Origin of the sequence: Bradyrhizobium sp. Cp5.3 (assembly GCF_000426265.1) — a bacterium.
In the GTDB taxonomy this organism is placed as follows: Bacteria; Pseudomonadota; Alphaproteobacteria; order Rhizobiales; family Xanthobacteraceae; genus Bradyrhizobium; species Bradyrhizobium neotropicale.
In genome coordinates this window covers 292,489-316,935 of the sequence record NZ_AUFA01000010.1, presented here as the reverse complement: position 1 = coordinate 316,935, position 24,447 = coordinate 292,489, and the positions used below count along the sequence as shown (strand labels likewise).

The window sequence follows — 24,447 nt, the reverse complement described above, 5'->3', positions numbered from 1 at the left end:
GGCCACACCAGCCCGAAGACGAATGCCGGGCGTGCCTTGCGCCAGTAGTTCCCCGGAATGCACCTTGGCTCCGGATTTGCAAAGCTGTCCCAAAGCCGTTGGGGAAACGAGTCGCTGTCGCGGCGCCTGACGCTTTCGGCACAGACGGCGGGCGGTGTTGTCCCTTGCGGCGGTGATCTTGATCCGCGGAGACGACATGAGACTTGCAAGACCGTACGCGGCAATGCTGCTCGGCTTGACGACGCTGCCGGCGACATCGGCGCTCGCGCGTGACGACGGGCGCTATGCCAACTCGCCGCTCAAACCCTGGTTCGAGAGCCTGCACAGCGAATACGGGCAGTGCTGCTCGGACGCCGACGGTTACATCATTGCCGACGTCGACTGGGAGTCCGATCGCGGCCACTACCGGGTGCGCATCGACAGCGAATGGGTCACGGTGCCTGACGGCGCCGTCATCACCGAGCCGAACAAGATCGGCCGCACCATGGTGTGGAAGCACTATATCGACGGCCACCCGCGCGTGCGCTGCTTCATGCCGGGCAGCATGACCTGAGGGGGCGAGATCCCGACTGCCACGGCAGGCTAGCGCAGGCGCAGGGCCGCGTGACGGATGTCCGATGGCGTGGCGTTGTAGGCGCGCCGGAACGTGCGGTTGAAATAGGAGAGCTCGCTGAAGCCGCATTCGAATGCGATCACGCTGATCGTCAGTGCCGCAAAATCCGGGTCGCGCAACATGCGCAAAGCGCGCTCGAGCCGGCGGGCGAGGACGAACTCGGAGAAGGTCGTGCCGTCGCGTTCGAACAGCTTCTGGACGTAACGCGGCGTCACGCCGTGCCGCAAGGCAATGGTCGCAGCAGAGAGGTCGCCGTCGCCGACGCGTTCGCGGATCTCCGCCTTGATCGATTGCAGCCGTGCGGCGGCAACGCCGCGTTGCCGCGCCTCGTGCGCCGCATCGGCATTGGCGCCGATCGCAAGTGCCGCGAGATCCACGATGTGGTTCGCGGCGGCCTTCGCCAGTTCGACCTCGAGCGGGCCGCTCTCGTGCAAGGTCTGTACGTAGCGGATCAGCAGCTGCAGCGCGCCGTTCTCGGCCGGGATCTGCCGCGCATAGGCGGCGCCGAGATCCGGGACGAGCGCCGAGACTTCCGGCCGCGGCAGCACGATGGTGATGAAGCTGCCGAAGCTGTGCATCGTGTTCACCGAAGGATCGGTGCCTGATATCACCGAGGCCGTGCCGGGCCGGCAGATGATCTCGCGGCCAAGTTGCTGCGTGGTGGCAGCTCCACTCATCAGCATCGACAATCCGAAGCCGTCCCTCGCGCGGGCAAGGTGTTGCCGCGTGGCGTGATAGTGCGCAGGCGATCGCGATCCCGAGACCAGCCCGACGCCGGGCAGTCCCTGAAAGGTCACGCTGGCATGAAACGGCTCGTCGCCGATCGGCTCGATGTCGACGCTCGCGATGTTGCGCCCATAGAGCTCGCGCCACATTGCGAGGCGCTGGCGGGCCGGAAATGCGTCAGTCGATGCTCGAGCGGGCGAGAAGAACGGCGGAGGCGAGGTCATGCTGCGTAGTCGTGATCCATCGTCCGGCAGTTCGAGGGCCTATCCGCGTTGATAGCGGATTCCGGGGCGCCATTTCAATCGCGTTGGTCCACTGTGGCCGCAATACATCGACTGCCGGCAAAGCGAAAGGCGAGTTCGCTTCAGTCCCATCCAGTTCTTTCCAGTCCGAGCGCGTGACGGCCTCGCGCGGATAGGTGTTCGCTCTCGCGTCGAATTTGGCGCGATCGAAGCTGATTCTGGAGGAGTTGGAATGAGGTTGGGGCTCGGGATTCGCAAAGCGCTGCTCACGACGACGGCGGTCGCCGCGTTTGCTGCGTGTGGCGACACATCCGTCATGGCCGGCGATACCGAGGCTCTGCTTTCGCTGCTTGCCAGCAAGGGCGTGATCTCATCGAGCGAGGCCAGGGCGGTTACCTCCGCGCCACCTGCCGAGCAGAGCGATCGCCTGGTGGCGATCCTGCGCAAGAAGGGGGTGCTTGCCGACGGCGACATGCAGGCGCTGAAATCGAAGTCGCGGCCGGCGAGCGTGGCCACGACGGACGCCCGTCCAGCCCCGGCGTCCGTCGTGGTGCCGCCGGCGGCCGCGCCTGTCGGCTCCGCGCCGATGCCGCGCAAGGCCGCTTCCATCGAAGTCGGCGGCTTCGAGATCGCACCGGTCGGCTATTTCGCGCTGACGGGCGTGAGCCGCAACACCAACACCGGGACGGCGACCACGACCAATTTCGGCACGATCCCGTTCTCCAATACCATCCAGGGTCAGATGACCGAGACGCGTCTGTCGGCACAGAATTCGGTGCTCGGCCTGCGCGCGCACGGCAACATCAGAGGCGTCGATCTCACCGGCTATTTCGAGGGCGACTTCAACGGCAACGATCCCGCCAACGTCTACGTCAATTCAAACAGCCACACCTTCCGCATGCGCCTTGCCTATGCCGATGTAAAGGCCGGCCAGTTCGAGACGACCTTCGGTCAGACCTATAGCTGGCTGACGCCGAACCGGTACGGGATGGGTCCCGATCCCTCGGACATTTTCCTGACCAACAACATCGACCAGAACTATCAGGTCGGCCTGCCCTGGGCGCGCCAGGCGGCGGCGCACTTCGCCTGGCATGCGACGCCGAATTTCACCATCGGCGCCGGCGTCGAGAATCCGCAGCAATATGTCGGTGCCGGCGAGGTGATCTATCCGTTCGCTTTCAATGCGCAGCTCGGACCGCAGTTCGACACTGGATCTATCCCTGGCACGCCGAACCGGACGCCCGACGTGGTCGCCAAGGCTGCCTACGACAGCGACGTGTGGTCCGGGACGCGGCTGCATCTCGAGGCAGCCGGCATGTGGCGGCATTTCCGCAACACCAACCTCCAGCAGTTCATTGGAGGCAATTTCGTCTGGCATGATACGAACGGATGGGCGACGACGGTTGGGGCGAACCTAGAATTCTTCAACACCTTCACGCTCGTCGGCAATGCCTTCTGGAGCGATGGCGGCGGCCGCTATCTCGGAGGGCTCGGTCCTGACGTCGTGCCCACGGTGACGGGTAGCGCGGGCGCGTATGACATCGCGCTCTCGACGGTTCGCTCGCACGGTTATCTCGCCGGCTTCGAGTGGCGCGTGCTTCAGCCGACGGTCCTGGCGGCCTATTACGGTCAGGCGTTCTTCGACAACAATTACTTCCTCGATCCCACCAATCCGCAGCCCAACCGCTATGCCGGCTTCGGCGGCCCGAACTCGCCGGTTGCCGCCAACAAGCAGATCGAGCAGTGGACGCTCGACCTCAAGCATACTTTCTGGGCCGATCCGCAATACGGCGCCATCACGGGCCTCGCGCAATACTCCTATCTGCGGCGCGAGCCCTGGTTCGTGGCGGCCGGCGCGCCGCCCGACGCACATACGCACCTGTTCTTCACTGAACTGCGCTACCAGCTCCCCGGCAATTAAGCGAAACGCGAAGGATGAGACCAATGATCAAGCATGCAATTGCCCTCGCTTCGCTGCTCGGCCTTCTCGCCGGCCAGGCCGTGGCGGCGGATCTCGCGGCCGTGCCCTATGCCCAGGTCACGACCGCCGCACCGTGGACCGGATTCCATCTCGGCGTCGCAGGCGGTTGGGGACGCGGAACGTCGCGTCAGGACCAGACCGGCACTGTGTTCGGCGTCGGTGACTCCGGAGATTTCACCCAGACCGGATGGATCGCCGGTGCTACGGTCGGCTACGACTGGCAGTTCGGCATGTTCACCGTCGGCGTCGAGGGCGACCTCTCCGCGGCCGATATCGACGGTAACACGTCGAATGGCGGCTGTGCCGGCACAGTGCCCTGCCGAACGAAGATCACTTGGCTGCACACCGGCCGCGGCCGCGTGGGTGTGGCGTTTGGCCAGTTCATGCCCTACATCACCGGCGGCGTTGCTTTCGTCGGGCTCAAGGCTTCGAACTTCAACACGGAGAACTCCCAACCGGGCGGTGTGTGGGGCGGGGTCGTCGGTGGCGGCCTGGAATGGATGTTCCTGCCGCAATGGTCGGCAAAGGCAGAGTATCTCTTCATCCCCTCCTTCACGACGACGACACCGAGCGACATGTTCGGCAAGCTGACCGAACGCAATGTCAGCCTCGCGCGGTTCGGTGTGAACTATCATTTCGGGGACGCGCCAGTGACGGCGCGCTACTGATCGCCAGTACGGTACGTACCTGACGCAATCAAAAATGCCGGAAGCAGAGCTCTGCTTCCGGCATTTGTCTTGACTGAATTCACTTGGCGTTCCGAACTCGCGCCGGCAACGACCTTGCGATGTGACGACGGCACTGAAATCTGGGCCGGCGACGATCAGAGCCGGTGCCGTCGTGCCGCCTGCATCAAGCGGTTCCCGATTTTGTCTTCGATCAAGGCACCTGGCGCGTTCTCGTGCGTTACACGAGGTAGCCGAGCGCGAGGAGGTTGGGATGGCCGTCGAAGCCGAGCTGAAATTCCACGTGCCTGCACGCCACCTTGCGGCGTTCGCGAAGGGCCGTGTGCCTGGCGGCAAGGCGGCGGGGACGCGTGACGCGAGCGATCTGCTCTCGACCTATTTCGATACCGCCAAATGCAAGCTGAAACGGCACGGCCTGACGCTTCGCGTGCGGCGGGATGGCCACAAGCACGTCCAGACGGTGAAGTCGGCGAACGGGGCCGAGTTCGGTCGCGGCGAATGGGAGAGCGAAATTAGGGATGACGTGCCGCACCTCGGCAAGGCCGACGGCACGCCGCTCGAGCCGATCGCCTCCAAAAAGCTGCGCCGCAAGCTAAAGCCGGTCTTCGAGACCTCTGTCCATCGCATCACGTTGCCGATCCACACCAGGGGTAGCGAGATCGAGCTGGCCATCGATCGTGGCAGGATCATTGCCGGACAGCGCTCGAGCCCTATCGCGGAGCTTGAACTCGAGCTCAAGAGCGGCCGCCCAGTCGACCTGTTTCGGATGGCCAAGACGCTCGAACGCAAGTCGCAGGCCGAGCTCGACCTGCGATCGAAATCCGACCGGGGTTATGCGCTCGCGCGCGGCGAGGAGCATCCGGTCATGTCCGCCGATGGCATCATCCTGGATGTCGACATGAGCGCGGGCGATGCATTCAGGGTCGTTGCCCGTGCGACCGCGCGCCATTTCTGCGGCAATGCCAACGCCGTGCGCAACGGAGATGCGGAAGGCATTCACCAGATGCGGGTTGGCCTACGGCGCCTGCGCGCGGCGATCTCATTGTTTTCGAAAGTCCTGTCCGGAGCCGGTCGCGAAAGAATCAAGGCGGAGCTGAAGTGGCTGACGAACGAGCTCGCACCGGCGCGCGAGGTCGATGTGTTCGTGAAGGAGAATATCGAACCGGCAAGCCGCGATGCGCTGCTGCGCCGCGGCGGCAAGGCGATTAGACGCGAATTTGCCGAGCGGCGGGAGCGGGCCTTCGAGCGCGCGAGGAGAGCGGTCGATTCGGAGCGATTTCGCGCACTCCTGATCGATACGCTGCAATGGATCGAATCCAGCCGGACCGTCGCGCCGGACCAGGCGAAGGCGCGGATCGGAAAATTCTCGCGCGAGCTGCTCCATCGCCGCATCAAGAAGGCCCGCAAGGATGGCCGGCATCTCGACGAAATGTCGGCGCGCCAGCGGCACAAGTTCCGGATCAGGATCAAGAAGCTGAGATATGCGATCGAGTTTTTCGACAGCCTGTTCACGGACAAGGGCGAGCAGAAGCAGCTCGCACGGCTATCGAAACATTTCAAGAAGATCCAGGACGCGTTGGGTTCGCTCAACGATTTCGTTGCCCATCGCAGGATGGCCGTCGATGCCGCACTTCATGCGCCACGTCGCAACGGCAGAGCGGGCGCCTTTGCTTCGGGCGTCGTGGTCGGTCGCGAGGATCGGGCAGCGAAGCCGCTGATGGCGGCCGCGGCGCGGGAGGTGCGCGCGCTCGAGCGATTTTGAAGCAGTGCCGCCGGGGCGCGGCTTTGCGCGCCCCGGCATGACGGAAGTTGGTTTAGCGCGCCTCGCTCGTCGTGGTCACGCTGGCGAACCGCTTGGCGCGCGGCGACAGCACAGAGACCTGCGCAGGTGAGGCGGGCATGCCGGCGATGGTCAGAGCCGGGGCGGTCGATTGCTCCTGAACGCCGGCGCCGCCGAGTACCTGGACTTGCGTCGCCGAGATCGGAAACGACTTTACTTCATAAGAGGGAAGCTCGCCGGCGAATGCACTGGTCGCGCTCGCAATCATCGCGCCGGCAACGGCAATCATCGAAAGAACACGCATTTCAAATCTCCGTGGAAGGATACCAATCGGAGGTTGGTCGCGCCGGTGCCGGAACAGGTTCGCTTGTGTACGAACATTCGATCACTGTAAGCGGATATATTTGGTTGCGTACTGGGGCCGCAAGGAAGTGAGGACGAAGTTTTTTTCGCCAATGTTTCCGGACAGTTTCGCGCAACCGTCGTGAAATGACGCTGATCGTGCTCTACGCGCCGAGTTTGGATTCTCGCACCACTGCATCCGGTCGGCGGTGCAAACCCGGATTGAGGGCAAGTCCAAGGCCCGGCGCCGTCGGCGCCGACACGATGCCGTTGCTCACGGCCGGAAGCGCGGTGACGAGATCGCGATACCAGGTCGACAGCGTCGCACGTACGACCTCCTGGAAGATCGCGGTCGGCGCATGCAGCGCCAGGTGCAGGCCCGCCATCAGTGCCACCGGGCCGGTGCAGTCGTGCGTGGCGAGCGGCTTGTTGTAGGCTTCAGCCAGTGCCGCGATCTTGCGTGCTTCGCTGAGGCCTCCGCACCAGGCGATGTCGAGCATCACGACATCGACGGCGTCGGCGGCGAGCAGATTGCGGAAGCTCGCCGCGCCCGCCAGCGTCTCGCTGCCGCAGATCGGCGTCTTCACGCGCCGCCTGAGGTCGACAAGGCCCTGCACGTCGTCCATCTTGCCCAGGGGGTCCTCGACCCAGAACACGCCGTAGTCTTCGAGCGCGCGACAGATGCGCTCGGCGGTATGTGCGCCCCACAGGCTGTGCAGCTCGCACATAACCTCGATGCGATCGCCGACCGCAGCGCGGACCTTGCGAAAGGGCTCGAGGCCGGTCTTGAGGTCGGCGAGCGAGATCGAATGGCCGCCATTGGCGGCAAAGGGATCGAACGGCCAGATCTTCATCGCGCCATAGCCTTCGCTCAAGAGGCTTTCGGCGAGCGCGCCGGCGTCGCGCATGAAGGCGATCTGGTCGTCATAGGGGCCGAGCGCCGTATCCTCAGTGCCGATCTCGCGGCGCTTGGCACTCTTGGTGTTGTAGGCGTAGCCGGCGCAGGTGTTGTAGGCGCGAATCTCGAGCCGGCTGGCGCCGCCGAGCGCCTCGTGCACGGGAATGCCGTGGCGCTGGCCCTTGATGTCCCACAGCGCGATATCGATGGCGCTGGCGGCGCGCACTTCGGCGCTGACGCTGTGGAAGCCGAGATAGGGCGTCAAAAGTTGGCGCGAGATCGCTTCAATCCGGCGGGAATCCTGGCCGAGCACCAGGGGCGCGGCGAGCTCGTGCACGGCCGCCTCGACGGCCTGCGCGCCGCGAAAGCTCTCTCCAAGGCCAGTCAGTCCTTCGTCGGTCTCGATCTCGACCCAGATCAGGTTCGGCCGCTCGTCGATGCGGATGGTGCGCAGGGTCGTGATGCGGGACATTGAGAGGTCCTCTTGGTCGTCAGCTTTGGCGTAAACCGTCATTCCGGGGCGACGCATAAGCGTCGAGCCGGGAATCCATCGGGCCGCAGAGACTGCGGATAAATGGATTCCGGGTCTGCGCCTTCGGCGCATCCCGGAATGACGATCGGAAGATGCAACTAGGTCACCGGCGCGGGATTGAACAGCGTGAGATCGTTGTGGATGCCCCAGCGGTCCGACCACGGCTTGGTGCGGCCGCTGGCGACGTCGAGGATCAGGCGGAACAGGTCCCAGCCGGTTTCCTCGATGGTCTTCTCGCCGGTGGCGATGCGGCCCGCATCGAAGTCGATCAGGTCCTTCCAGCGGCGGGCAAGCTCGCTGCGGGTCGCGACCTTGATCACGGGCGCGGCGGCAAGACCATAGGGCGTGCCGCGGCCGGTGGTGAAGACCTGCAGCGTCATGCCGGAGGCGAGCTGCAGCGTGCCGCAAATGAAGTCGCTCGCAGGTGTTGCCGCGAACAGCATGCCCTTCTGCGTCGCCTTCTCGCCAGGCGAGAGCACGCCGGTGATGGCGGAGGACCCGGACTTGACGATCGAGCCCAGCGACTTCTCGACGATATTGGCGAGGCCGCCCTTCTTGTTGCCCGGCGTGGTGTTGGCGCTGCGGTCGGCGCCGCCGCGGGCCAGATAAGAGTCGTACCAAGCCATCTCCCGCACCAGTGCGCGGCCGACATCCTCGTTGATGGCGCGGCGGGTGAGGAGCTGGATGGCGTCGCGCACTTCCGTCACTTCGGAGAACATCACGGTGGCACCGGCACGCACCAACAGGTCGGCGGCGAAGCCGACGGCCGGGTTCGCGGTGACGCCGGAGAAAGCGTCGCTGCCGCCGCATTGCAGGCCGATGACGAGGTCGGAAGCAGGGCAGGTCTCGCGCTTGCGCGTGTTGAGCACTTTCAGCCGCGCCTCGGCCTGGGTCATGATCGCGTCGACGATCGCACCGAAGCCGTCGAAAGCTTCGTCCTGCATGCGCACGATGGCGTCATTGACGCCTTCCGGCACCAGCCGTTCGGGCGCGAGCTTCTCGCAGCCGAGGCCGACGACGAGAACTTCGCCGCCGAAATTCGGATTGAGCGCGATGTTTTGCAGCGTGCGGATCGGCACGACGGCGTCGGGCGCGGTGATCGCGACGCCGCAGCCATAGGCATGGGTGAGAGGAACGACGTCGTCGACGTTCGGATATTTCGGCAAGAGCTCGGCGCGGATGCGCTTCACCGCATATTCCATCGTGCCCTTGACGCATTGCACGGAGGAGGAAATGCCGAGGATGTTCTTGGTGCCGACCGAGCCGTCGGGATTGCGATAGCCCTCGAAGGTGTAGCCTTCGAGCGGCGGCAGCGGAGCGGGAACGGCGGTGGAGATTTCCAGCTTGTCGAGGGCAGGGGCCTCCGGCATGCGGATGCGCGCTTCATCCACCCATTCGCCGGCTGATATCGGCGAGAGCGCGTAGCCGATCACCTCGCCATAGCGGATGATCGGCACATCTTGCGCGATGTCGACCAGTGCCGTCTTGTGCCCCTGCGGCACGAAGGCACGCAGCGTCAGCCCGCAGGCGAAGCGGGAGCCGGCGGGAAGCCCGAAATCATTGACCACGATCGCGACATTGTCGCGCTCGTTGAGCTTGATGTAGCGGGGCTGCTCTTTCGCTGCGATGTCCTGGTCCATGGGAGGACTCCGAAAGTGTAGGGTGGTTAGCCTTGCGACTGGGCGAAGCGCAGTTCGCTGGGCGTAACCCACCAATGTCTCGATCCGCGGAGGCAGAAGAGGTGGGTTACGCTTGCGCTAACCCACCCTGCAGTGATCGGCCTATCAGCCGGGATAGGTGTAGGCCGTCTTCACCGTGGTGTAGAACTCGCGGGCATAGGAGCCCTGCTCGCGGGCGCCGTAGCTCGAACCCTTCCGGCCGCCGAACGGCACATGATAGTCGACGCCGGCGGTCGGCAGGTTGACCATCACCATGCCGGCCTCGCTGTTGCGCTTGTAATGTGAGGCATATTTCAGGCTGCTGGTGCAGATGCCGGAGGCGAGGCCGAACTCGGTGTCGTTGGAGATCGCGAGCGCCTCTTCATAGTTCTTGGCGCGGATGACGGCGGCCACGGGCCCGAAGATCTCTTCACGGGCGATGCGCATGTTGTTGTTGGCTTCCGTGAACAGCGCAGGCTGGAGGTAATAGCCGGGCGTCTCGCGGTTGAGCAGCTCGCCGCCCCAGGCGAGCTTGGCGCCTTCGTCCTGGCCGATCTTGAGATAGCGCAGGTCCTGGTCGAGCTGGCTCTGGTCGACAACCGGGCCGATATGCACGCCGGCCTTCAGCGCGTCGTCGACCGACAGGCCCTTCATGCGCTCGGTCAGCGCAGCGACGAAGCGGTCGTGGATACCTTCCGTGACGATCAGGCGCGAGGAGGCGGTGCAGCGCTGGCCGGTGGAGAAATAGGAGCCGTTGACGGCGACCTCGACCGCGGTCTTCAGATCGGCGTCATCGAGCACGACCAGCGGATTCTTGCCGCCCATCTCGAGCTGGAATTTCTTCATCGGGTTGGAGAGCACGCAGGCCTGCGCGATCTTTCGCCCGGTCTGCACCGAGCCGGTGAACGAAATCGCAGCGACGTCCGGGTGCTCGAGCAGGGTCTGGCCGACCACCGAGCCGGAGCCGACGACCAGGTTGAACACGCCGGCCGGAATGCCGGAGCGGGTGATGATCTCGGAAAGAGCGTGCCCGGAGCCCGGCACGAGCTCGGCGGGCTTGAACACGACGGTGTTGCCGTAGCAGAGCGCGGGGGCGATCTTCCAGGCGGGGATCGCGATCGGGAAATTCCAGGGCGTGATCATGCCGACGACGCCAACCGGCTCGCGGGTGATCTCGACCTCGAGGCCGGGACGGACCGAGGCACCCTTCTCGCCGATCAGCCGCAGGGCTTCACCAGCGAAGAACGCAAAGATCTGCCCGGCGCGGGCGACCTCGCCGATACCTTCCGGCAGCGTCTTGCCTTCTTCGCGGGCCAGCAGGCGGCCGAGCTCTTCCTTGCGGGCGAGGATTTCGGCAGAAATCTTGTTCAGCGCGTCATAGCGCTCCTGCGGCGTCGAGCGCGCCCAGGCGGGGAAGGCGGCCTTCGCGGCAGCGATCGCCTTCTCGGTCTGCGCCTTGTCGGCCTTGGCGTATTCGCCGACGAGGTCGTTGGTATTGGAGGGGTTGATGTTCTTGGTGACGCCGGAGCCGTCGACCCACTCGCCACCGATGAAGTTCTTCAGGATCGCAGTCATCTTGTCCTCCAGTTACTCTTTAGGGGCACAATCCTTATCGGAAAACCGGTGCCCACTTTTCCGGGATCACGCCTAACGCACGAGGCAGGGACGCTTGTCGTCGAAGGTCCAGCCGGGGATCAGGTCCTGCATGGCAATAGCGTCATCGCGGGCGCCAAGTCCATGCTGCTTGTAGAGGTCATGCGCTGCGTCGATGGCTGCCCGGTCAATTTCGATACCCAGGCCCGGCCTGTCGGGGACGGCAATCTTGCCGCCCTTGATCTGGAGCGGCTCCTTGGTCAGCGCCTGGCCGTCCTGCCAGATCCAGTGGGTGTCGATCGCGGTGACCTTGCCGGGGGCGGCGGCGCCGACATGGGTGAACATGGCGAGCGAAATGTCGAAATGGTTGTTGGAGTGCGAGCCCCAGGTCAGGCCGTTGTCGCGGCAGGTCTGGGCAACACGGACCGAGCCTTGCATGGTCCAGAAATGGGGGTCGGCGAGCGGAATGTCCACCGCACCCAGGCGTAGCGCGTGCGAGAGCTGGCGCCAGTCGGTTGCGATCATGTTGGTCGCGGTCGGCAGGCCCGTGGCGCGGCGGAACTCGGCCATGATCTCGCGGCCGGAGAAGCCGGCCTCGGCGCCGCAGGGGTCCTCGGCATAGGCGAGGATACCGTGCATGTCCTTGCAAAGCCGGATCGCCTCATCGCGCGACCAGGCGCCGTTCGGGTCCAGCGTGACGCGCGCATTGGGGAAACGCTTGGCGATCGCCGCGACCGCCTCGATTTCCTGCTCGCCGCGCAGCACGCCGCCCTTGAGCTTGAAATCGGCGAAGCCGTAATGGTCGTGGGTGGCCTCCGCGAGCCGCACCACCGTGTCCGGCGTCATCGCTTCCTGATGGCGGAGGTTGAACCATTCGGGCTTGCCGGTCTCGCCGCCGACATAGTCGAGCTTGCTCTTGCGGCGGTCGCCGATGAAGAAGAGATAGCTGAGCGTCTCGACGCTTCCGCGCTGCTGGCCTTCGCCGAGCAGGGCCGCCACGGGCAGGTCGAGATGCTGGCCGAGCAGGTCGAGCAGGGCGGATTCCACCGCCGTCACCGCGTGAATCATGACGCGAAGATCGAACGTCTGCTTGCCGCGGCCGCCGGCGTCGCGGTCGGCGAAGGCGGTGCGGATGTCGGCGAGGATGTTGTTGCACGCACCGATGGTCTTGCCGATCACGAGATCGCGCGCGTCCTGGAGCGTCTGCCAGATCTTTTGCCCGCCCGGCACCTCGCCGACACCGGTGTGGCCGGCATTGTCGGTAAGGATGACGATGTTGCGGGTGAAGAACGGCGCATGCGCGCCGCTTAAGTTGAGGAGCATGCTGTCGCGGCCCGCGACCGGGATCACCTGCATCGACGTGACGACTGGCGCGCCGGAGATTCCGCTCTCGACCATCCGCTGCTCCTCCCTGTTGTCTGTTATTCTGCCGCCTGTTGTGTCGATCGGATGGCGGGCAGCTTCTCGACCAGCGCGGTCAGTTCCGCAATCTCCTGCTCGGTGAGGTCGGTGAGCGGCGGGCGAACCGGGCCGGAGTCGCGGCCGATCACTTTCATGCCGGCCTTGATGATCGAGACCGCATAGCCCTTCTTGCGGTTGCGGATCGCGATCAGCGGCAGGATGAAGTTCTTCAGGCCGGCGTGGATCGTCTCGTGGTCGCGCTTGCGCACGGCGGCGTAGAAATTGGTCGCGAATTCCGGCACGAAATTGAACACGGCCGACGAATAGGTCGTCACGCCCATGTCGAGATAGGGCAGCGCGAAGGTCTCGGCGGTCGGCAGGCCGCCGACATAGGTCAGGCGATCGCCGAGCTTGGTGTAGACGCGGGTCATCAGCTCGATGTCGCCGATGCCGTCCTTGTAGCCGACGAGGTTGGGGCAGCGCTCGGCGAGGCGCGCGAGCGTGTCGGGCTGGAGGATTGCGTTGTCGCGGTTGTAGACGATGACGCCGATCTTCACCGAGGCGCAGACCGCCTCGACGTGGGCGGCAAGGCCTTCCTGCTCGGAATGGGTGAGATAGGGCGGCAGCAGGAGCAGGCCGTCAGCGCCGGCCTTTTCTGCGCCGATTGCGATCTCGCGCGCGATCGCGGTGCCGTAGCCTGTGCCGGCGAGCACGGGCACGCGGCCCTTGGTCTCCTCGACGGCGACCTTGACCACTTGCGGAACTTCGGTCGGCGTCAGCGAGAAGAACTCGCCGGTGCCGCCAGCGGCGAAGAGACCTGCGACATCGTAACCGCAGAGCCAATCCATGTTGGCGCGGTACGTGGTCTCGTCGAATGAGTAGTCAGCCCTGAACGACGTGACGGGGAAGGACAGGAGGCCCGAGCCGATCTTCTGGGCCATCTCCTGCGGGGTCATCTTGCTCACGGGCGCCACTCCCTTTGTGTTGTGGAGGACGCAACTGCCGCGTCCATGCGCCGTTGTTTAAGAGACCGTTCGATGCGGGTCCAAGCCAAAGCCTATATCGACCGATGCGGAATCAGTATCAATCTTCCGCCGTCTCCGCCGAGGTCAATTCGCCCGCGATTTTCACCAGGGCCGAGAGCAGCGGGTTCTCGTCGTCGCGGCGCCAGACCATGAAGAGTTCGACCGGAACGCGTGTACGCAGCTTGAGCGGGCGCAGACGCACGTCGGAGATCTTCAGGCTCGCGGCCGCAGCCGGCACGATGGCAAGGCCGAGGCCGGCGCGCACCATGGCGAGGATCGAGTGGATCTGGCTCAGGTGCTGGACGTAGCGCGGCAGGATGTCTGCGCGGGTGAACAGTGCCACCAGCAAATCGTGGAAGTAGCGGCTTTCATAGGGCGAATACATCACCAAGGGCTGGTCGTCGAAATCCTTGATGGTGATGCTTTCGGCGTTCGCCAGCGGATGCTTTTTCGGGATCGCGGCGAGCAGGGGCTCGGCGACGACGCGGCGGCTGGTGAGTTCCGGGCGCGCGATCGGCGGCCGCAACAGGCCGGCGTCGATCTGGCCCGAGGTCAGTGCCTCGAACTGGTCGCCCGAGACCATCTCCTTCAGCGAGAAGTCCACCTCCGGCAGTTTGGCGCGGCAGGCCGCGACGAGCTCGGGCAGAAAACCGTAAGCGGCGGCGGCGGTGAAGCCGATCTTGAGCGAGCCGGTCTTGCCGAGCGCGATGCGGCGGGCGACCTGGGATGCGCTCTCCGCAAGCTTGAGGATGCGCCGTGCTTCGGGCAGGAAGCTGCGCCCGGCCGGCGTCAGCCGCACCGAGCGGCTGGTGCGCTCCAGCAGCGGCGCATCGATGATGTGCTCGAGCACCTGGATCTGCCGGGATAGCGGCGGCTGGGTCATGTTCAGCCGCGCGGCGGCGCGGCCGAAATGCAGTTCCTCCGCCACCGTGACGAAACAGCGGAGCTGGTTGAGGTCGAACATCGATACATGCCTTAGATGGATAAGGCGTTTCCCCGGCACTTCTAGCATCGATCACCCCCGAAACAAAGACGGCGGCTGTTGAGGCCGCCGTTGAGTTGCCTGGTCAAGCTCCCATGGGAGCCCTCAGGAGGAACGTTTGAGCACCACCCGCTCGATCTTGCCGACCACGACGAGGTAGGCGATCGCCGCCACCAGCGCGTTGATGCCGACGAACACCAGGGCACCGTTGAACGAGCCGGTCGCAGCCACGATGTAGCCGATCACGATCGGGGTGGTGATCGAGGAGAGGTTGCCGAAGGTGTTGAACAGGCCGCCGGAGACGCCGCCGGCTTCCTTCGGCGAGGTGTCGGAGACGACGGCCCAGCCGAGCGCGCCGATACCCTTGCCGAAGAAGGCGAGCGCCATGAAGCCGACCACCAGCGCGTGGCCATCGACATAGTTGCAGGCGATGATCGACATCGACAGCAGCATGCCGCCGACGATCGGGATCTTGCGCGCCATGGTCAGCGAGCCCGTCTTGCGCAGGATGGCGTCGGAGATGATGCCGCCGAGCACGCCGCCGATGAAGCCGCACAACGCCGGCAGCGTCGCGACGAAGCCAGCCTGCAGGATCGAGAGCCCGCGCTCCTTGACAAGGTAGACCGGGAACCAGGTCAGGAAGAAGTAGGTCAGCGTGTTGATGCAGTACTGGCCGAGATAGACGCCGAGCATCATGCGGTTCGAGAGCAGCTGGCGGATGTGGTCCCATTTCGGGCCGGAGTCCGGCGCGCGCTCGTCCTTGGGGGCGTCGAGATCGACCAGTGCGCCGCCCTCCTTGATGTAGTCGAACTCGGCCTCGTTGATTCCGGGATGCTCCTTGGGCCCGTAGATGGTCTTGATCCAGGCGAGGCCCATGACGACGCCGAGCCCACCCATCACGAAGAAGACGTAGCGCCAGCCGTAGTCATGGGCGATCCAGCCCATCAGTGGCGCGAAGATCACGGTCGCGAAATACTGTCCCGAATTGAAGAAGGCGGACGCGGTGCCGCGCTCGTTGCCGGGAAACCAGGCCGCGACGATGCGGGCATTGGCCGGGAAGGAGGGTGCCTCTGCGATACCGACCAGGAAGCGAAGTGCGAACAGCACGACGATCGCGGTGCCGGCGCTGAAGAAGCCGACCCAGCCCTGCATCAGCGTGAACAGCGACCAGACGACGATGCTGAAGGCGTAGACGAGGCGCGAGCCGTAGCGATCTAGCAGCCAGCCGCCCGGCACCTGCGCGATCACATAGGACCAGCCGAAGGCCGAGAAGATGTAGCCCATGGCGACGGGATCGAGATGGAGCTCCTTGGAGAGCGCGGGGCCCGCGATCGACAGCGTGGCGCGGTCGGCGTAATTGACGGTGGTGACCAGGAACAACATGGTCACGATGAACAGTCTGACGCGAGACCTCCTCACGTCGGCTGCCGACACCACTGCGCTCATCATGCGCCTCCTCAACTCGAATGTTTCCTCGCGAGGACTCCTAGAGGCGCGCGCGGGAAAGTGTCCAAGTTGAAGGGGGTATCGATTGATACCGTTTTTGGATTGATGGAACGGCAGGTGCGCTCACTGCACGACGGACGTAGGGCGGGAGCGGGGAGGCCCGCCTCAGACCAACGCCAGATTCGTCGGATGAACGCCGGCGAAAATGCGTTGTACGCTCTCGTTGCCGAGGCCGAAGACGTGGCCGAACAGATCGGCGAACAGCGCGCGATAGTCGGTCAGCACGGGATAATCGCGGTTCTGGAACAGATGCGGCTGCTCGACCTTGACCTGCTCGCCGAGAATGCGGCCGCCATTGATGCCGCCGCCAAGCACCCAATACACGCTGCCGTGGCCGTGATCGGTGCCGCGGTCGCCGTTCTCGCGGAAGGTGCGGCCGAATTCGGAGATCACGACCACCACCGTATCCCGCCAGGCCGCCGGGCCGATCTCCTCGGAGAAGCCGACGAGGGCGCGCCCGAGCTCGCCGAGCCGATCGGCAAGATAGCCGTTGGCTGCGCCCTGGTTGACATGCGTGTCCCAGCCGCCGACGTCGACAAAGCCGAGGTTGAACTGCTCGCGCATCAGCCGGCCGATCCGCCGTGCCGATAATTCGAAGCCGCGCGGCGAGACCGCGCCGCGGTTGGCGGCATTCATTTCCTCGGAGATCGAGCGGTAGACGTCGTCGCGCACCCTGAAGCCCTCCGACACCGAGGAAGCAAGGTTGGACTGGGCGTACATCTGCTTGATCAACTGGGCCTGACGGTCGTCAACGCCGGGCTTGGCGACATTGTTGATGCTGGTGTTCGGGACCTGGGATTTTCCGCGGAAAATCAGCGGGAGCTGGTCGGTGAATGAGATCGGCCTTGCGCGCGTGAGCTCGGTGGCGAGCCGGCTCATGAAGCCGGAGCGATAGTCGCGCGAGCCGCCGGCGGACTGGCCGAGCTCGATCGTGTCCTGGGTCTCGAAATGGCTCCGGGTCAGGTCGTCGCTGGTGCCGGCGAACGGGATGAAGGCGATCTCGCGCTTGGCCCAGAGCGGATAGATGCTGTCGCGCAAGGCGGGATGCAGTCCCCAGTCGGCGTCGAGCGCGAGGGCCGCGTTCGGATTGCCGACATCGGGCTTGGCGATGGCCAGCGTCGGCCGCGATGCACGGTAGAATTCGCTCGAGACCGGCACGACGACATTTGCGGCGTCATAGGCGCCGCGCAGGAACACGACGAGCAGTCGGGCATCGGTCGCAGGAGCCGCCCAAACGCGGCCCGCAACGGTGAGCGGGGCGAGGGCCGCAAATGTCTTGATCAGCTCGCGACGGTCCATGGCGATCTCCGTAGCTGTCAGTGCATGAATTCCGGGGACGACAGAAACAGCGTGTTCCAGTCTTGCGGTGAAACGGCCTTGTCCATCGATGCCAGCGTTGCCGGGCCAAGAGTTCGGCGGAGGCCGTTGAAGTAGAGGGCATTCTGCAGGAGCGGGAATGCGGGCTGCTCGACCGGGTTCGGCCCGTCGGATTTGAACAGGCCGGACGATCCGGAGCCGATTTGCCGCGCGATCTCGAAGCGAACCATCATCTGTCCGGGCCCGTTCCACGATGCTGATGTCAGTGCATAGCCGTCCGGCGTATCGTGATTGAAGAGGCCTTCGCCGAGGCGATTGATCCAGCCCTGGATCGGTGCCGTATTCAGGATCACCCTGTCATCATAGGCGAGACGGACCGCCGACAGCACGTATTGCACGGGATCCTTGAAGCGTGTGCCGGGCTTCAACGCGGCTTCGAATTCGGCCGAATGGACCATCGTGGCCAGGACCGCAGCGATGTCCCCATCCGTGGATCTGAACGTCTGCGCCATCCGTTGCAGGAGCGCCTCCGGCGGATTGTCCGACACGAAGTAGGTCGCGATCTTGCGCGAGAGATGGCTCGCGGTCGCCGGATGGTGGACCAGGATGTCGATGGCCTCGTCGACTTCGGCGAGCCCGCGTCCCTTGATGGTATGACCGAGGAAGGTCTTGTCGCTGTAATCGTGACGGGACGGGTTGAACTCGAAGGCGCCCTCGCGCACGAGCTGGGATTGCAATTCCGGCTTGAGCTTCGGGTCTTCTGGTTTGGTGTCGATGCCGACGCCCGTGAGTATCTTTGCCAGCGCCTCGACATCAGCCTGCGTGTAGCCCGAGCCGACACCCATGGTGTGCAGCTCCATGATCTCGCGGGCATAGTTTTCGTTGACATGACCTGCGGCGTTGTCGGCGTTGTCGAGATAACGCAGCATCGCGGGATGATGCACGGTAGCCGCCAGCAGGTCGCGAAACTTGCCGAGCGAATAGGGGCGAAGGGCGTGATCGACATAGTCCCCGACCAGCACGCGCAGATTCGATTTGTACTGGTGGACGTTGAAATGATTGAACCAGAACCAGACCATCCGCTCGCGCAGTTGATCAGGCGCGTAGAGCGCGCGCAGGATGGTGCGCGCCGCGGCCTGCCTGGCGCGATCGTTCATCGCCTGCTGGAAGACCTGCTGCGCCGCCTTCTTCTGCTCGGGATCGGCGACCTGGTTGGCGCTCTTGGATTGCTGCTCGAAGGCGACCGCGATGTCGAACGGAAAGCTATGGACGTCGGGCATCGCTTCGATCTGCGCTTTTGCCGCGTCAGGCAGCGCCGGATTGCCAGCCGGGTGCAACTGCTCCTGGAGCCAGCGTTCGGCGCCGATCGTGTGCAGATGCATGGCACTCGACGTGCTCACGCCCCAGGTGAGCCGATCGAGCAAGGCAAGATCGTGCGAGCTGAGATCGTCGGCATGGGAGGCGCTTGCGGTCATTCCTCCTGCGGCGACCACGAGCGCCGCAAGGCTGAAGCGCCGCAACCGGCGATATTCGCCTCTGCAATCCACGATCATCCCCGGCTGGTTGGGTCGCCCCGGGAGCCCATAGCCCCAAAACACGCGCATCATCGTGTGTCGAATCGGCTGAACATGCCCTGAATGGAATGGAATCAAATGACGGCAGCACGATCAATTTCAAGCGAGCGGCGAACCGCAGCGTATCCGGCTCCGGCGGTTTGCGCCGTCGCTCGTTCAAACAAATCGCTGAAGACAGGCGGCTATTGCCGCGTGCCCGGCAAAAGCTGCGGCAGAAATCCCCGCGTCACACCCGGCGGCACGGCATCCAGCCCGAGCACGGCGCTCGCGGCCGGCAGCGCTGCATCCGCCATCGCGGCGTGGCCTTCGGCCGTGGGATGCACGGCACCGCCATAGACGGCCGACAGCACGCCCCAGGTGGCGTCGTGGATGTCGGTTGGCTGGCTCGCCGCAGGCAAGCCCTGCGGATAGGTCATCGCGGCGAAATAGCTGTCATTGGCATCGCGGATCCAGCGGGCGCGCGGCAGATAGGCGCGGTATTCCGAGGCGCCGCGGCCGCACAGCATCGGCTGGCTTGCAGCGGTCACGATGTCCGGATTGAAGCTCTGGCCGTTCTCGGCAAAGCAGGTGCGGTCGAATTCGGGATCGTTGCCGGAATGGGCGCAGAAGCCGTGGTCGGCGAACGCGGCCTGATGCGCATCGACGAAGGTCATGCGATCGGATTCAGGATCGCGGCACAGCGCGCCGCGGGTGCAGGTGGCGAGCCCCTTCAGCTGCGGCAGGAACTCGGTGTCGACGAAGGTCGAGACGTGAGCAAGTCGCTGCGGATCGGCGTTGAAGGCCGGATGGATGTCGAAGCCGGCGCGTCCGCCGCGGCAGGGCACGCCGCCGTCGGCGAGCGCTGGATTGGCGTAGGAGACGTAGACGACGTGCGAGAGGTCGCCGCCGACGAGCGGCTTGAGCGCGTCACGCAGCTTGACGAAATTCCCCGGCAGCTCGCGCGCCAGCGCATCGCGTGAATCGTCGACGCTCGCCATCACGCCGGAGCGGCGGAACAGCGTGCGCTCGGTCGCGGTATCGACGATGACGTCGGCAACGAGGCCGGAGAAGTAGACGTCATTGGCGCCGATCGAGAGCAGCACGAGGTCGAGCGTGCGGTCGGGCTGGCGCTTCTTCGCGGCGGTGAGCGCCTCGCGCAGCTCGGAGACCTGCGCGCTCACGCTGGTCTGGCAGGCGCCGCTCTTGCCGGGCGGACATTCGCGGGCGCGCTGCGAGCCCAGAAGCCCGTCGCCGATGCTGGCCCCGGTGCAGGCGAGTGGCAGATAGGTCACGGCGACGTGGGTGTAGCGCACCGCGAGCGCGAGCGCCGTGCGGGTCTGGTAGCTGTAGAGCGAGCGATGGCAGGGCGAGTTGAGCCAGAGTGCGCCATAGCGCTGCCAGTTGGCGAGCGTATCCGGTGCCTCGCAGGCGCGCCCGCCCTTGAAGCCTGCGCGGCTCGGCCGGTAGTACTGGGCGCCCGCCGTGCCGAGATAGGAGCGGAAGCAGAAGCCTTCGTCGGACAGCGCCAGCGGCCGGTCCGGATTGCCTTCGCCGGACGCAATGCTGTCGCCGAGACCGGCGATGAAGATGTCGCGGACCTGGATCTCGGTCTGGACGCGCTGGGTCGGATCCGAGCCGGAGGAGACGTCGACGGTCGCGACCGTCTGCTTGCCGTAGCGGACGCGCAGGTTCACCGGCTCGGCGCAGTCGAAGGTCGATTGTTGCGGTCCATCGCCGTCGTCGAACGACCAGGCGCAGGTGGCCCCCACCGGCACCGCGCCGGTCAGGCGCACGGTGACGGGATGGTCGAACGGGGTGATGTAGTTCTCTTTGACGTTGTCACGGTTGCAGGGCTGGTTGACCCGGCCCTGGAGGTCGATGCAGAGCCGGTTGACCATATTGCGGGCCCAGCCGCGGCCCTCGCTCTGTATCTCCAGCGACTGCTCGGCGGCAAGGATGCTGCGGTTGCGGGCGTTCTCGACATGGAGCAGGAAATCACGCTCCTCGCGGAACAGGCGGAAGCGGTTGCGAACCTCCCAGCTGATCTGCATCGCGCCCGCGTCCTGGGCGGCGGCGCGCTTGAGCGGCAAGGCGGTCAGCATCCCGGCGAGCAGCAGGGCGCCTGCGGAGAGACTACGAGGGAATAGAGGGACCATGGCCCGCGTCTTCAACGGCAAAGTTGAGGCGGAAATAAGAGAGGAACTGTTCCCCCACCTGCAACATTTGTCTGACGGTTTTGCGGGCGGTCGTCCAGCAGTTAGCGCTTGCTGGCCTGTCGCAGCGACCGTTCGCGCTCCATCGGAGTGACCTGCTTGGGCAGGTTGGCCTGGGCGCAGGCCTCGGCAAGCCGCCGCCGTTCCTGCCACGGCTCGACCACGTTCATCCAGAGCTCGCGCGCGCCCATGATGGAAATAGCAAGCCCGAACGGGATCATGAAATAGAGGATGCGGAAGACCAGGAGGGTGGCCAGCAGCTGCTCGCGGCCGAACTCCGGCAACGCCACCAGCATGGCGGCGTCGAACACGCCGATTGAGCCGGGGGCGTGGCTGGCAAAGCCCAGCAGCGTCGCCAGGATGAACACCACCGCAAGCGACAGGAAGTCGATCGGCGGATTGGCCGGCATCAGCAGGTACATCGCCGTGGCGCAGAAACCGAGGTCGACCACGCCGATCAGGATCTGGACCAGCGTCAGCGGCGCCGACGGCAGCACCACCTTCCAGCCCTTCTGGCCGAGCTCGCGGCGCTTTTCGCCCATGCACAGCCAGACCAGATAGGCGCCGATCGAGGCGAGCCCGCCCACTGCGATCAGCCGGTTGATGGCCGAGGGGAGCTGGTCCATCGACGAGGCTGCGTCCGGGTGGACGACCATGCCGATCGAGAGCACGAAGATGTTACCGAGCCAGAAGGTCAGGCCGGAGAGAAAGCAGATCTTGGCGACGTCGATCGCGTTCAATCCGTAATCCGAATAGATCCGGAAGCGGATCGCCCCGCCGGTAAAAACGGTCGCGCCGATATTGTGGCCGATCGAATAGGAGGTGAAGCTGGAGAGCGCTGCGATGCGATAGGGAACATGTTTCTTGCCGATCGTGCGCAGTGCAAAAAAGTCGTAGAACGTCAGCGTACAGAACGCGAAGAACACGCAAATCGCGGCGAGCCCGATGTTTCCACGGGGAATCTCGGTTAACGCGGTCAGGATGACGCTGGTATCGATACCCTTGAGGGTCCGAACCAGGGTGGTGATCGCGAAGGCGATGATCATGACGCTTGCGGCAATCCCGAGGCGTCGCCAACCGATCCATCTCTTGAAGCCGCGTTTCAGCGCGGGCAGCAGTCCGTGCATTCATCCTCCCGGCGGGGGCAAGAGCGCCCGATCGGGCCGCTGGCCGATCGGGGCGCGATCGCTGCCAAAAGTGGGGCGCCGATCGCTAGGCATGATTTAGCTCAATAAGGCAAAAACGTCGAGTTGTGCAGCCCTTGACAAGGGTGGGGTCTGCATCTGCCCGGCCGCTTCTGTCATACCTGCTACACATTGCAGGCCGTTAACAATTTTTGAGTCGCTGGGGCCCGGCGTTGCGGCGGGCGGCATCGGCATGGTTTCAAATCCTGGCGCCGTCGGCATTGTTCCAGCGCAAGCGATGCAGGCTTTTTCGGAACGTCGGCGCAATGTGCCGGTTAGCGCCCAATCAGCAATCGAACATGGCCGGTTAGGGCTTGCGTGCAAGCCGTGCCGTCCTGTTCCCGAACTTCCAAGGATCGGAACGATGGGACTGTTCACAAAAGACATCAAGACCATGAACGACCTGTTCGTGCATCAGCTGCAGGATATCTACTATGCCGAGCAGCAGCTCACCAAGGCGCTGCCGAAAATGGCAAATAAGGCGAGCGATCCGCAGTTGAAGCAGGGCTTTTTGACGCACCTCGAAGAAACAAAGCAGCACGTCACGCGGCTGGAGGAAGTGTTCAAGATGCATGGCGTCGCCGTGAAGGCGGTCGACTGCCCGGCGATCGACGGGATCATCGAGGAAGCCGAGGACACAGCCGGCGAAGTCGCCGACAAGGCCGTGCTCGACGCCGCCCTGATCAACGCGGCGCAAGCTGCCGAGCATTACGAGATCGTACGTTACGGCAGCCTGATCGCCTGGGCCAAGCAACTCGGCCGCAACGATTGCGCCGCCGTGCTTGCCAAGACGCTGGAGGAAGAGAAGGCGACCGACAAGAAGCTCACCTCGCTCGCCGAGAGCAGGGTGAATTTGCGCGCCGCAAGCTGAGGCGAAATGCCCTCTAAAAACGCCGCGCGTCTCGCGCGGCGTTTTCCGTTGCGACAGCGCTTAACGAGCCTGGTATTTCAGTCCAAACGCGAGGGCGATCACCGCGAAGGCTGCAATGGTCACGGCAAAGACCATGCTCGCCACGGTCGAGCCGATCAGGGTCGAGAGGATGCCGATGCCGATCACCGGAAGCGCGTTGCCGAGGAAGCCGCAGATGAAATAGGCCGAGACCACCTCGGCGCGGCGATCATCCGGCGCGAGCTGGTTCACCACCTGCAGGCTGCCGCGATAGCCGAGGCCCGCCGCCACACCGCAGATCGCGGTGGCCGCGATCATGACGCTCAGCGACTCCACGAACTGTGCGATCACGATCAGGGCAAGGCTCGGCAGCATGAGGCCGAGGGAGCACAGCATCGCGGTGCGGCTGGACAATGACCGCGTCAAGGCGATGACGAGCGCCACGGCGGCCGCGAGCTCGAGGAAGATCGCGCCGGCGACGGCGTGACTGGTTACATGCAGTTCGTTCGCGAGCACGCTCGGAGCGAGCGCGGCGAAAAAGGCGACGAGGGCCATGGCGCCGAAGCCGGTGACCGCCGGCGCCACAAACCTGGCCCGGATGGATGACGGGACGCTCGCACGCGGCCTCATCGAGACGCGGGCAAATGCATTCAGCGGTCGTTCCACGGTCTCGCGGGCGAAGGCAACAAGTACTGCGACCGCGACCAGCACGACGAGATAGGCGATGAACGGCGTGCGCAGCGGATACGCGACATACTCGGCGAGCAGGCCGGCGATCAACGCGCCGATACCGAGGCCGATGAAATTGGCGATCGTGGCAACCACGGTGGCGCGGGAGCGATCCTGTTCGGCGATCAGTTCCGCAAGCCACGCAGTGCCTGTTCCGGCGCCGATCCCGATCGCAAGGCCGCTCAGCATCCGTGCCACGTAGAGTGAGGCAACCCCGTGCGCAAACAGGAACACGAGCGCGCCGATGATGGCGATGCCCATGGCAATCGCGGCAGTCCGCCGCCGCCCGACCTCGTCGGACATGCGGCCGAAAACCAGGAGCGCGGTCAGGTTTCCGACGACGTAGACGGCATAGATCAGGGTCAACGTGATCTGGGAGAATCCGAACTGCTGTTTGTAGATGACGTAGAGCGGGGTTGCGACCGTGCTGCCGGCGAACAGCGTGCCGATCATGCCGCCGACCGCGACGATGGTTGCAGTCCTGCCGAACTCCGATCCTGCAACTGACGGAATCGAGTAGTTGCCAACTCTTGCCATGACTTCTCTGCCTTGAAGACAATATGAAGGGGTCAACACGAAGCAATCTCGCGCTGTTCC

19 protein-coding genes are annotated in these 24,447 nt (G+C 64.7%); 5 read left to right on the top strand and 14 right to left on the bottom strand.

Translation table 11 applies throughout. The features are described 5' to 3' along the window. Window positions 1-196: 196 nt before the first annotated feature. The gene (locus tag K289_RS0117365; protein WP_027552702.1) at window positions 197-553 is read left to right on the top strand and encodes a hypothetical protein; all 357 of its coding nucleotides are present in this window, start codon (window positions 197-199) and stop codon (window positions 551-553) included. A gap of 29 nt (window positions 554-582) precedes the next feature. Here the strand turns inward: K289_RS0117365 and K289_RS0117360 are convergent, their stop codons facing one another. Next, window positions 583-1,563, bottom strand: coding sequence for an AraC family transcriptional regulator (locus K289_RS0117360; RefSeq protein ID WP_027552701.1), 981 nt, complete (start codon window positions 1,561-1,563; stop codon window positions 583-585). A gap of 250 nt (window positions 1,564-1,813) precedes the next feature. Between K289_RS0117360 and K289_RS0117355 the strand changes: the two genes are divergently transcribed. The 3 genes from K289_RS0117355 to K289_RS0117345 all read left to right on the top strand — a co-directional run bounded on the left by K289_RS0117355 (window position 1,814) and on the right by K289_RS0117345 (window position 6,010). Then, complete coding sequence (locus K289_RS0117355; protein WP_156918021.1) at window positions 1,814-3,502, top strand: hypothetical protein; 1,689 nt, start codon at window positions 1,814-1,816, stop codon at window positions 3,500-3,502. Window positions 3,503-3,525: 23 nt separating this feature from the next. Then, the gene (locus K289_RS0117350) at window positions 3,526-4,230 is read left to right on the top strand and encodes an outer membrane protein (protein WP_027552699.1); all 705 of its coding nucleotides are present in this window, start codon (window positions 3,526-3,528) and stop codon (window positions 4,228-4,230) included. A 271-nt stretch (window positions 4,231-4,501) separates the two neighbouring features. Beyond that, window positions 4,502-6,010 carry a CYTH and CHAD domain-containing protein gene (locus K289_RS0117345; RefSeq protein WP_027552698.1) on the top strand — a complete coding sequence of 503 codons (1,509 nt, stop codon included), beginning with the start codon at window positions 4,502-4,504 and terminating at the stop codon, window positions 6,008-6,010. Between the two features lie 52 nt (window positions 6,011-6,062). Here the strand turns inward: K289_RS0117345 and K289_RS0117340 are convergent, their stop codons facing one another. The 12 genes from K289_RS0117340 to K289_RS0117285 form a co-directional block, all read right to left on the bottom strand. Beyond that, complete coding sequence (locus K289_RS0117340) at window positions 6,063-6,332, bottom strand: hypothetical protein (protein WP_027552697.1); 270 nt, start codon at window positions 6,330-6,332, stop codon at window positions 6,063-6,065. A gap of 202 nt (window positions 6,333-6,534) precedes the next feature. Then, window positions 6,535-7,740 (bottom strand): mandelate racemase/muconate lactonizing enzyme family protein, encoded by a 1,206-nt coding sequence (locus tag K289_RS0117335; RefSeq protein ID WP_027552696.1) that lies wholly within the window; start codon window positions 7,738-7,740, stop codon window positions 6,535-6,537. A gap of 158 nt (window positions 7,741-7,898) precedes the next feature. Next, complete coding sequence (gene garD, locus K289_RS0117330) at window positions 7,899-9,440, bottom strand: galactarate dehydratase (RefSeq protein ID WP_027552695.1); 1,542 nt, start codon at window positions 9,438-9,440, stop codon at window positions 7,899-7,901. Between the two features lie 144 nt (window positions 9,441-9,584). After that, on the bottom strand, window positions 9,585-11,033 hold the full coding sequence (locus K289_RS0117325; RefSeq protein WP_027552694.1) for an aldehyde dehydrogenase family protein: 1,449 nt from the start codon (window positions 11,031-11,033) through the stop codon (window positions 9,585-9,587). Window positions 11,034-11,105: 72 nt separating this feature from the next. Next, window positions 11,106-12,449 carry a glucarate dehydratase gene (gudD, locus tag K289_RS0117320; RefSeq protein ID WP_027552693.1) on the bottom strand — a complete coding sequence of 448 codons (1,344 nt, stop codon included), beginning with the start codon at window positions 12,447-12,449 and terminating at the stop codon, window positions 11,106-11,108. Between the two features lie 23 nt (window positions 12,450-12,472). Continuing rightward, the gene (gene kdgD / locus K289_RS0117315) at window positions 12,473-13,417 is read right to left on the bottom strand and encodes a 5-dehydro-4-deoxyglucarate dehydratase (protein WP_027552692.1); all 945 of its coding nucleotides are present in this window, start codon (window positions 13,415-13,417) and stop codon (window positions 12,473-12,475) included. A 118-nt stretch (window positions 13,418-13,535) separates the two neighbouring features. Further along, a complete protein-coding gene (locus K289_RS0117310) occupies window positions 13,536-14,441 on the bottom strand; it encodes a LysR substrate-binding domain-containing protein (RefSeq protein WP_027552691.1) in 906 nt (301 codons plus the stop codon). A 123-nt stretch (window positions 14,442-14,564) separates the two neighbouring features. After that, window positions 14,565-15,905 carry an MFS transporter gene (locus K289_RS0117305; RefSeq protein WP_027552690.1) on the bottom strand — a complete coding sequence of 447 codons (1,341 nt, stop codon included), beginning with the start codon at window positions 15,903-15,905 and terminating at the stop codon, window positions 14,565-14,567. A 165-nt stretch (window positions 15,906-16,070) separates the two neighbouring features. Continuing rightward, window positions 16,071-17,264 carry a DUF1501 domain-containing protein gene (locus K289_RS0117300; RefSeq protein ID WP_027552689.1) on the bottom strand — a complete coding sequence of 398 codons (1,194 nt, stop codon included), beginning with the start codon at window positions 17,262-17,264 and terminating at the stop codon, window positions 16,071-16,073. Window positions 17,265-17,281: 17 nt separating this feature from the next. After that, a complete protein-coding gene (locus tag K289_RS0117295; RefSeq protein ID WP_245283943.1) occupies window positions 17,282-18,757 on the bottom strand; it encodes a DUF1800 domain-containing protein in 1,476 nt (491 codons plus the stop codon). Between the two features lie 281 nt (window positions 18,758-19,038). Then, on the bottom strand, window positions 19,039-20,991 hold the full coding sequence (locus K289_RS0117290; protein ID WP_027552687.1) for a hypothetical protein: 1,953 nt from the start codon (window positions 20,989-20,991) through the stop codon (window positions 19,039-19,041). 101 nt (window positions 20,992-21,092) lie between these two features. Beyond that, window positions 21,093-22,175 (bottom strand): YbhN family protein, encoded by a 1,083-nt coding sequence (locus K289_RS0117285; protein ID WP_027552686.1) that lies wholly within the window; start codon window positions 22,173-22,175, stop codon window positions 21,093-21,095. A 421-nt stretch (window positions 22,176-22,596) separates the two neighbouring features. On the opposite strand from K289_RS0117285, the gene K289_RS0117280 reads away from it, so the two are divergent. Beyond that, window positions 22,597-23,103, top strand: a complete 507-nt coding sequence (locus K289_RS0117280) for a ferritin-like domain-containing protein (RefSeq protein ID WP_027552685.1) — start codon at window positions 22,597-22,599, stop codon at window positions 23,101-23,103. Between the two features lie 60 nt (window positions 23,104-23,163). On the opposite strand, the gene K289_RS0117275 is transcribed toward K289_RS0117280, so the two are convergent. Continuing rightward, window positions 23,164-24,387, bottom strand: coding sequence for an MFS transporter (locus K289_RS0117275; RefSeq protein WP_051310610.1), 1,224 nt, complete (start codon window positions 24,385-24,387; stop codon window positions 23,164-23,166). Window positions 24,388-24,447: the final 60 nt, after the last annotated feature.

What these genes read in the sequence shown, in the direction of transcription:
- K289_RS0117365 (WP_027552702.1), top strand. Translation starts at nt 197, where the DNA reads ATGAGACTTGCAAGACCGTACGCGGCAATGCTGCTCGGCTTGACGACG.
- K289_RS0117360 (WP_027552701.1), bottom strand. Translation starts at nt 1,563, where the DNA reads ATGACCTCGCCTCCGCCGTTCTTCTCGCCCGCTCGAGCATCGACTGAC.
- K289_RS0117355 (WP_156918021.1), top strand. Translation starts at nt 1,814, where the DNA reads ATGAGGTTGGGGCTCGGGATTCGCAAAGCGCTGCTCACGACGACGGCG.
- K289_RS0117350 (WP_027552699.1), top strand. Translation starts at nt 3,526, where the DNA reads ATGATCAAGCATGCAATTGCCCTCGCTTCGCTGCTCGGCCTTCTCGCC.
- K289_RS0117345 (WP_027552698.1), top strand. Translation starts at nt 4,502, where the DNA reads ATGGCCGTCGAAGCCGAGCTGAAATTCCACGTGCCTGCACGCCACCTT.
- K289_RS0117340 (WP_027552697.1), bottom strand. Translation starts at nt 6,332, where the DNA reads ATGCGTGTTCTTTCGATGATTGCCGTTGCCGGCGCGATGATTGCGAGC.
- K289_RS0117335 (WP_027552696.1), bottom strand. Translation starts at nt 7,740, where the DNA reads ATGTCCCGCATCACGACCCTGCGCACCATCCGCATCGACGAGCGGCCG.
- garD (WP_027552695.1), bottom strand. Translation starts at nt 9,440, where the DNA reads ATGGACCAGGACATCGCAGCGAAAGAGCAGCCCCGCTACATCAAGCTC.
- K289_RS0117325 (WP_027552694.1), bottom strand. Translation starts at nt 11,033, where the DNA reads ATGACTGCGATCCTGAAGAACTTCATCGGTGGCGAGTGGGTCGACGGC.
- gudD (WP_027552693.1), bottom strand. Translation starts at nt 12,449, where the DNA reads ATGGTCGAGAGCGGAATCTCCGGCGCGCCAGTCGTCACGTCGATGCAG.
- K289_RS0117310 (WP_027552691.1), bottom strand. Translation starts at nt 14,441, where the DNA reads ATGTTCGACCTCAACCAGCTCCGCTGTTTCGTCACGGTGGCGGAGGAA.
- K289_RS0117305 (WP_027552690.1), bottom strand. Translation starts at nt 15,905, where the DNA reads ATGAGCGCAGTGGTGTCGGCAGCCGACGTGAGGAGGTCTCGCGTCAGA.
- K289_RS0117300 (WP_027552689.1), bottom strand. Translation starts at nt 17,264, where the DNA reads ATGGACCGTCGCGAGCTGATCAAGACATTTGCGGCCCTCGCCCCGCTC.
- K289_RS0117295 (WP_245283943.1), bottom strand. Translation starts at nt 18,757, where the DNA reads ATGACCGCAAGCGCCTCCCATGCCGACGATCTCAGCTCGCACGATCTT.
- K289_RS0117290 (WP_027552687.1), bottom strand. Translation starts at nt 20,991, where the DNA reads ATGGTCCCTCTATTCCCTCGTAGTCTCTCCGCAGGCGCCCTGCTGCTC.
- K289_RS0117285 (WP_027552686.1), bottom strand. Translation starts at nt 22,175, where the DNA reads ATGCACGGACTGCTGCCCGCGCTGAAACGCGGCTTCAAGAGATGGATC.
- K289_RS0117280 (WP_027552685.1), top strand. Translation starts at nt 22,597, where the DNA reads ATGGGACTGTTCACAAAAGACATCAAGACCATGAACGACCTGTTCGTG.
- K289_RS0117275 (WP_051310610.1), bottom strand. Translation starts at nt 24,387, where the DNA reads ATGGCAAGAGTTGGCAACTACTCGATTCCGTCAGTTGCAGGATCGGAG.